This is a genomic window from Planktotalea sp. (assembly GCF_039984035.1).
In the GTDB taxonomy this organism is placed as follows: Bacteria; Pseudomonadota; Alphaproteobacteria; order Rhodobacterales; family Rhodobacteraceae; genus Planktotalea.
Genome location: NZ_JBDWVM010000282.1, coordinates 1 through 8236, shown reverse-complemented (window position 1 = coordinate 8236; position 8236 = coordinate 1). Strand labels below are relative to the sequence as shown.

The window sequence follows — 8236 nt, the reverse complement described above, 5'->3', positions numbered from 1 at the left end:
TTTAGCCATGATAAATTGATCGGCCTTGGCCCAGACAGTTGGCGCACGACAAAGGCCTTCGCCCCCGCTGCCGGTATGACGCAGATGGGCATCCACCTCACTGATCTGTTGATCTCATTCTTCGGTAAAGTCTCGTCCTTGCACGCCTTTACCGCGGATCGCAGTTTGGGGTGGGAAACCGGTGATGTCGTGACCGTGCAATTGCAATTTGAGGAAGGCATGACAGCGACGCTTCAAGCGATCCTGCACACACCGCATTTCATCCGCACACATGTGTTTGGCAGCGATATGTGGGTCGAGGTGCGCAATGCGACCCATCCAGACACGCCGGGTGGCAAGGTCACAATGGAATGCTACAAAAGCATCGATGACACGAAGACAGATGTGATTGAGTGGACCGACAGCGTCACGGCAAATCTGGAAGCCTTTGGCGCAGCTATTCGCGGCGAAGCGAGCTATCCCTATTCAGATTTTGAATTGATCCATAACATTGAAGTATTAGACGCAATCGTGCGCTCTGCTGAAACGGGCGAAGCGGTCAAGCTTTGATCGAAGCGCCGATGCTTTGAAATGGGCATCGGCACACGTTTTTAGGCAGGCACCACTAGTCGCATATCCGCGGGCACATCGAGCGGCGTGTTTTCCCCATCAAGGAATTCAACCGTCGTGAAGGCAAGCGGCGTATCCCCAACATTTTCAACGGCGTGGAGCATGTAGTCACCTTCGCCATAGTTAAAATGCTTGGTTTCACCGACATAATGCACAGTATCGCGCACTTCACCGGAAGAGAAATAGCCGCGCGCTGTTCCCGCATTCAAAGCGGTCCAGAAATACGGGTTCACATGACGATGGAACCCGCATCTGCTGCCTACTGGAATATGTAGATGCCAAACGCGCACGCGGTCTGTTTCAGAAACAAGTAATGAGCCGACGTTGCCATTGTCATGGCTCGCCAGCATTTCTTCATAAAGTCCCTCCGGCCAATGCGCGAATGCAGCGGGATCAGGGTTGGTTTCAATATGATGTGGTCCGTGTTGGCTCATGCTGTTTCCTCCCAAAACGCATCAATATCTGCGCGAAGATCTGCGCGCTGTTGGTCCGACAATGGCATCAAGGGCGGTGCCATGCGGGTCCAGTTGTCATCGCCGCTGCGCCACGCTTCCATTTGTTTCATCCCCGCCATGAGGGGGTATTTGCTCGCCATTGCGCGGGCCGCTTTGACCTTTGCCATCGCAGCGTCGCGCTCTGCACCCTCAGGTGCATTAAGCGCCGTTTGTGCCAAGGCGCCAAAACCATTGGTCGACCCTGAAATCACGCCCGCGCTGCCCATCGACAAACCATCCCAAAGCATCGCCTCGGATGATGGGTACACGTCAAAATCCGCATCAACGCCGCCCGTTGCCTCAATGAAGGCTGCGGATTGTGAGAAATCCCCACTGCTATCTTTGAGCCCAGCCATGATCGCGCCAAAGTCTTTCTTGAGGCGCAGAACCAGATCGACCGACAAAGGAACGGCCGACATTTGCGGGAAATGGTAGACGTAGATCCGCAAATCATCGCGCGCCACGCTTTCGATAAGTCGGGCATAGTATGCGTAAAGACCATCATCGCTGGGGGTCTTGTAATAATAGGGCGGCAGAACCAGAACATTGGTGAAGCCTGCATCACAAGACGCTTTTGTGAGCGCCACGCTATCACCCGATGCAGGTGCGCCGGTGCCAAAGATCACACGATCGGTTTCGATGCCCGCTTTGGCAAAGGCCGCTGGCATCGCGATGCGATCAGACAACGTGACAGATGTACCCTCTCCCGTCGTGCCAGTGGGCGCTACACCGTCGCATCCGCCATCGCTCAGCAAATGCTGACAGTAGGCGATATGCGCCGCTGTGTTAACAGTTCCATCCGCGTTGAACGGCGTCACCGCCGCCGCGTAAATTCCGCGTCTTGCCTTCATTCTTTATCACCTTTGCTGTTGCCGCGTCCGCGCATGGACACCACGACTTTGATTGCATCATCTACTCTTTCCCGTGCATAGCGCAGCGCTTCGGGCAAGTCCTCAAGTGGGAATGTATGCGTATGAATGACCGAAGCATCAAATCGTTTCTCTGCCATAAACGCCATTGCACGATGGGTCGCTGAACGTCCTTCACCGCGGATACCGTAAAGATAGATGTTGTTCACCGCGAGATACCCAAGATCAAAATTCACGGGGTTCTTGGGGAAGGCGGCTAGGCAGACCTTACCACCGCGATTGGTCATGTGGACGGCATCATTCACCGTTGTTTCATTGCCTGCGCAATCAACGACATAATCAGCGCCTTTACCCGTGATTTCCATCACGCGCGCGACAACGTCCTCATTGCGGCCATCGATCACGATATCTGCGCCCAATTGGCGGCCAATCTCATTGCGATTTTCACGTGTCCCCACAAGGATCACCGGAGAGGCACCCAGCGCTTTGGCAACGGCAACGGCCAGCAAACCAATTGGCCCCGGTCCAATCACAACGGCGCTTTCCCCTGCAACCAATCCACCGAGCTCCGTCAGTCCGTACATCGACGTGCCCGCGGTCACGACCAATGTCGCTTCTTCATCAGACATATCGTCGGGGACTTTGATCATCGTGTTGATATTGTTCACCGCATATTCGGCGAAGCCACCATTGGTGGTGAACCCATTGGCGCGGTGGCCCTTGTTTTTGTCCCCGTAGTTCAGCCCATAGTTATGACAGGACGTATACATGCCCATGCGACAGCGTTTGCATTGCCCGCATCCTGCGTGGATTTCCACGGTGACGCGATCGCCAATTTCAAATTCGTCAACGCCCGGCCCAAGCGCAGCAATTGTGCCCATATATTCGTGCCCAGGCGTCCAATTCTTGTTGAACGGTTTACCCCCTTCAACCATGGCCGGTGTGCCATAGGAAATGACCTCTAAATCCGTCGCACAAATGGCAACGGCATCGATGCGCACCAAAGCTTCGGCTTTGCCCGGGACGGGCAAGGGCTTAGCGATGAGATTCAATTCATCAGGATCCCCAAGCACCCATGCTTTCATCGTGTCCGGCAAATTGGTGGTCTCTGTTGATGTCATGTCAGCCTCCGATAAGATCACAATTGGTCAACCAATCATCGAATCGAATTTTCCGTTCAAATCGACGTGTTCTCGAACGCTAGCACGGCATTGCAGACTTGCAAATATGAAGCTTACCACCAATATTGGCACAACCGAGGAAAATGACATCAGGTTTCAAGAGATGCAAAATGGTCAACCAATTTCAGATCAAAACTTAGACCATTTGCGCGCATGGATTGCTGAGACCTATCCAGACGCCGGCAGCCGCTTGCCGTCGGAACGTGACTTGGCCAAAACCCTTGAACTCTCACGCCCTGAACTTCGCAAGTCGCTTGCAGCGCTTGAAATCGAGGGGCGAATTATTCGGCAGGTTGGGCGCGGCACCTTCACGGCGGAGCCGCCCAGCATGACGCAAACCGCCGCTTCGCTCGCAGCGCTTGCTGAACGCACAGCTCCCCACGACGCAATGATCGCGCGCCTCAGCCTCGAACCCGAGCTGGCCCGCATGGCCGCGCTCCACGCATCTCCGTTTCAGGTCAAAACGATGCAAGATTTAGGCGCGCGCATTCGCGCCTCTCGCAGCTGGGCCGACTATGAAGAATTGGACTTTGAACTCCATGACCTTATCGCAAAAAGCGCGGGCAATGTTCTCTTGTATGAGTTGCACAAGATCATGAATGCTGTGCGCCAAGTGGTTGTCTGGCGCAAATTAACCAGCGATATCAAAAGGCCCTCACCCGACTATCATTCCTTTGACGAACACGACGCCATCATTACCGCGATTGCCAGCCGAGACTGCAGCGCAGCCAAGGACAACATGCGCGCCCATCTGCAAGCCACGCTTGATACGCTCACAACTTAAACTGACCTTTACACATAAGGACCCGACAATGATTGATCTTTACACATGGACCACGCCTAATGGCCGCAAGGTGTCTATCTTGCTCGAAGAATTGGGCGTGCCCTACACGGTGCACCCCATCGACATCTCCAAAGATGAGCAATTCGCGCCCGATTTCCTGAAGATCGCGCCTAACAACCGCATCCCCGCTATTGTCGATCACGAGACGGGTGTTCAGATGATGGAAACGGGGGCGATCATGCTCTACCTCGCCAACAAGTATGGAAAATTTCAGTGCGACGGCGATGAGTATTGGAAGATGGTGGAATGGTTGATGTGGCAAATGGGCGGTCTTGGCCCGATGCTCGGCCAAGTGCATCATTTCGTGAAGTATAACAAAGGCAAATCTGAATACGGTGAAGAACGCTACTCAAAAGAAGGCGCGCGTCTTTATCGTGTGTTGAACGAACGTCTTGAAGGACGCGATTACATCGCAGGCACAGGTCGGGGTGAATATACCATTGCGGATATGGCATGCTGGCCATGGATTTCCCGCTTTGAATGGCAGGAAAACGATCTGAACGATTATCCAAACATCAAAGCATGGTATCTGCGCATTGCTGAACGTCCGGCCGTGCAAAAGGGATATTCTGTTCCGAAATTCACAACAGACGTGCCAATGCCGTGACATAAGGTATCTTTCCGCCCCTCGCTCAAACGCGGGGGGGGGCGGTGGTTTCCCTAATGCATCCGCAAACGGCGCGCGAGCAAATCGCGCGGCTGTGAAATATTCGAAAGCGGCTCGCCCGTCACCCGCCCCCACATGTCCTCAGCATGGGCGTTTGAAAGGACCGCATCCGCCTTCAACACGGATAAATCCGCCTTAATTAACGCCTTCTCCGCCTGCGTTAGCGGCGCATCACGGAGCCAATCCGTCAGCGGGCGCACGTCAATGCCAAGCCCTTCTATATTTGAGGCAACATCGAAGTGCTCTGGTGCAAAGTTGTAGTAATGCGCCCCGTCGCTGCGAGGCACCGAGCCAAGGAACCGCGCAGCGGCGTGCACGTCAATCATACGAAATGCAAAACCTTCAGGGATCGCGCGCATTTCGGCACAAGCCTTCACTATGATCTCATAAATATCTTTACCGTTCGGCGCTTCCAGATCATAAAGCGAAGGCAGTCGCACAATTGCAGCAGGCACGCCCGAGGCAGCGATCAAGGCTTCCGCTTCAATCTTAGCAGCGCCATAACCTGAACAATGCGCATAGGCGCTCGTAGCAGTCTCTGCGTATGGGCCACCGATATCGGCAAATACCGCAGAGGACGATGAGAACCTTAAGTCCGCATTCGATGCTGTGCAGAACTTCAGAACATTTGTGATGCCCGCGCGCGACCAATCTAGCATGTGCTCGGGATCGACCGCGAGGTTCACCATCGCAGCGCAGTGAATAACACTGCGTACTTTCTGTGCGAGCGCGTGATAATCCCCATCGCTCAGATTGAAATTCGCGTCCTCAATAGCGGCAGGCACCGCAATCAAACGCGCAGCGTCGATGCCTTGCGCCTCGGCCACCGCCTCCAGACGCGCGACATGATCGCGGCGTTTAGAGCGCACCAAACAGTAAACCGCCTCGCCCGCCGGCAGGGTGTCCAACAGAGCGGCAACAACGCGACTGCCGAGAAAACCCGTCACACCCGTCAGCAAGATACCTGTACGCTCAAACGTGCCTTGAACCTTTGGCGCAGCATCGGTTTCGCGCAAGATTTCATCCAACCGCCCGAGCGGAACATTCAAAGCAAAATCGAAATCAACGCGGGCGTCATAAGCCGCTTCGAGCGCACCTAGTAAATCCACGGCCATCAGAGAGTCGCCCCCCTGATCATGAAACGACAGCGCAGGATCAAGCAAGGCGGGGTCACAGCCCATCACCTTTGCTGCATGAACAACCGTCAAAAGATTGTCTTGGTCGCCCACGCTTTCTTCGGCGCGATGCGAGATATCAGGCAAGCGCTTGTGGTCACATTTTCCAGACACTGCATTGACAGGAATTTCATCGAGTTGGACCAAATAACTTGGGATGCAATAAGCAGGCAATTCAGAGCGCAGCGCCTTTGACAAAGCCAATGGCATCCGGCTCTCACCCTGCTCGAGCGCCCACGTTTCGCCGTTCACGCGCTGCTGTTCATCATCAGTGCAATAATAAAACACCAAGGCATCGCCCTGCCCCGTCACCGATTTGATCCAAGGCACCGCTTGCGTAAAGCCAATGTAACTGCGCAAAGACTCCATTAGTTCACGCGTTTGGATACTATGACCGCGCAGTTTCAGCATATGCGCAATGCGACCCATCACATGAACCGAACCATCCTCGGCGACGTACCCCTGATCACCCGTATCATAGAGCCGCGCCTGCACCCCGTTCACTTCCAATTCGCGAAAGCGCAGCGCAGTTTCTTCTTCGCGGTTGATATAACCAGGACCGAGCATTTGCGGCCCTTCAAAATGCAACAAGCCAGGTTCGCCCACATTGCAAAGATTGTCATTGTCATCCAGAACAACGGCCCTCAGGTGCGGCATTGGAATGCCGACCGACCCTGCCTTTGCAGCGGGTTGATCCACCATGATTTCGGTCATGGAAATATCGTGGGTCTCGCAAATGCTATAGAGGTTCCACAATTTCACGTTTGGAAGCTTGTCGCGCACTGCCGCGATCAACTCCGCGCTGACGACCTCGCCGTTCAAGATGATGCGCTTCAAGACAACATCCCGCGCCAGAGCTGCGTCGCAAGTACGCAACGTTGTTTCTAGCGCAGAAGGTGTGAACAGCATTTCAGTTACAGCATGACGTTTTAAAAAAGCCATCAAACCATCGGGGTTCATCAATTCGCTAAAGCGGGGGAAGCAAACCTTCGCGCCATCCCGCAAGGGGCGGAACATTTCCCAGATTGCAAAGATATAGACACCCACGGTCTCACTTGGATCATAGGGCGTGTAGGCATAGCGCCATTCATAGGACAGGTAGGCAGATTGTTGCGATACGGGAATGCACTTGGGCTTGCCGGTCGAACCAGAGGTCGCAACGATATAGATCGGTGCGTCAGGCGCAACGCGAGGCGCTTCAATCGGTGCATGGGGGGCAGTCTCAGCCTGCGCCACGATTTGCATGACATCGATACAGTGGCACTGCGTCGGCAATTGCCCGTCTTGCGGCGCTTCACATTGGAAAATCGTTTCTACATTCAACTCATCAATAATGTTGGTCAAGACATCCGCTGGCATTGCAGGATCGAGATGAACAAACGGTTGGCCGAGTACAACACAGGCAAATGCCCCGACAGCGAAAGTCACCGACGGCTTGCCGAAGACCGCAACCGCGCCGTTTTCTGGTAAAGAGGGCTGCAACTGCTCAACACAGTGAGCCAATTGACCGTAGCTCAATTCGAGCTCGCCATCCACAAGCGCAGGCAAATCGGCATGAACATTGAGCGCTTTTGCTAATTGAGCGGGAATACTCTGCGTTGGAGACAAGACTTGCTCTACCACGTCATTCATTTTCGAGCGCCATTTCCATACTGTTAAGGCAATCCGCTTGATATCAAACCCGTGCTCACAAAGGTCAAGCCGATAGGCGGACAGCGCGTCAATTGACCCTAGGTAAGCACAATGAAGCAGCAATTTTGACGATTTACCCACTTGAGAGTTAACACGCGTAAAATTGATTCTAAACGTGAGTAAATTTTCACCCTTTAGCGTCGAAAATAGGCGACTTTTAGTGACCGCTACCGACCAAAATAGCCCTTGCTGACACGGAAAAAGCGTCGTTTTTTTTGAAATATGGCAGCTTTTTCGACCCAAAACGCAGGGTTCCGCAACGACAACTCACGTCAACTCCAGCCTCCCGAAAATCCCGTAACATATTGATTTCAAACAGGTGGAACCGTCGAGAATCGCGCTGTCAAGCCCTTTTCACAGGCATGTGTCGGGGAATGGAATTTTCTGCTTCCCATAAAACGCCCTCACAATTTCGCCTAAATTCAACTCATCAAAATTTTCCATTTGGGGGATAACACGATGAAGACCGACAAAACGACAACGCACTCTGCCAACGCGTTTCCAACGATTCACTCTGATCTATTGGAGTCACTCACGACCAAAGCAGAACGTCTTCTCGAAAAGCCTCCAGTCGATAAAAAACCTCGCACGGGCTTTTTTCGCCGCTTTGCAGCGTAAAAAGAAATGATGCTCTGCCGCCATGTGGCGGCAGGTGTAACCAGTACCTTTGCAGGATGCGACTGGAGCTTTTCGAAAGCGCGTCAA

Annotated in this window: 7 protein-coding genes; 3 read left to right on the top strand and 4 right to left on the bottom strand. The window is 53.5% G+C overall.

Annotated elements, in window-relative coordinates:
* Nucleotides 1-549, top strand: a 549-nt coding sequence (locus ABJQ89_RS12910) for a Gfo/Idh/MocA family oxidoreductase (protein ID WP_348496624.1), incomplete at its 5' end; no start/stop codon positions are given.
* Nucleotides 550-590: 41 nt separating this feature from the next.
* Here the strand turns inward: ABJQ89_RS12910 and ABJQ89_RS12905 are convergent.
* The 3 genes from ABJQ89_RS12905 to ABJQ89_RS12895 are packed head-to-tail and all read right to left on the bottom strand — an operon-like array spanning nucleotide 591 to nucleotide 3093.
* Entirely contained in the window at nucleotides 591-1043 is a 453-nt protein-coding gene (locus ABJQ89_RS12905; protein WP_348496623.1) for a cupin domain-containing protein, read from the bottom strand.
* Nucleotides 1040-1954, bottom strand: coding sequence for a dihydrodipicolinate synthase family protein (locus ABJQ89_RS12900; RefSeq protein ID WP_348496622.1), 915 nt, complete (start codon nucleotides 1952-1954; stop codon nucleotides 1040-1042). Before ABJQ89_RS12900 ends, ABJQ89_RS12905 begins: the two co-directional genes overlap by 4 nt.
* Nucleotides 1951-3093 carry a zinc-binding dehydrogenase gene (locus ABJQ89_RS12895; RefSeq protein WP_348496621.1) on the bottom strand — a complete coding sequence of 381 codons (1143 nt, stop codon included), beginning with the start codon at nucleotides 3091-3093 and terminating at the stop codon, nucleotides 1951-1953. The genes ABJQ89_RS12900 and ABJQ89_RS12895 overlap by 4 nt, the downstream gene beginning before the upstream one ends.
* 106 nt (nucleotides 3094-3199) lie before the next feature.
* Between ABJQ89_RS12895 and ABJQ89_RS12890 the strand changes: the two genes are divergently transcribed.
* Nucleotides 3200-3937, top strand: a complete 738-nt coding sequence (locus ABJQ89_RS12890) for an FCD domain-containing protein (RefSeq protein WP_348496620.1) — start codon at nucleotides 3200-3202, stop codon at nucleotides 3935-3937.
* 28 nt (nucleotides 3938-3965) lie between these two features.
* Nucleotides 3966-4604 (top strand): glutathione S-transferase family protein, encoded by a 639-nt coding sequence (locus ABJQ89_RS12885; RefSeq protein WP_348496619.1) that lies wholly within the window; start codon nucleotides 3966-3968, stop codon nucleotides 4602-4604.
* Nucleotides 4605-4657: 53 nt separating this feature from the next.
* Here ABJQ89_RS12885 and ABJQ89_RS12880 read toward each other — a convergent pair whose 3' ends face one another.
* The gene (locus tag ABJQ89_RS12880; RefSeq protein WP_348496618.1) at nucleotides 4658-7471 is read right to left on the bottom strand and encodes an AMP-binding protein; all 2814 of its coding nucleotides are present in this window, start codon (nucleotides 7469-7471) and stop codon (nucleotides 4658-4660) included.
* Nucleotides 7472-8236 lie beyond the last annotated feature (765 nt).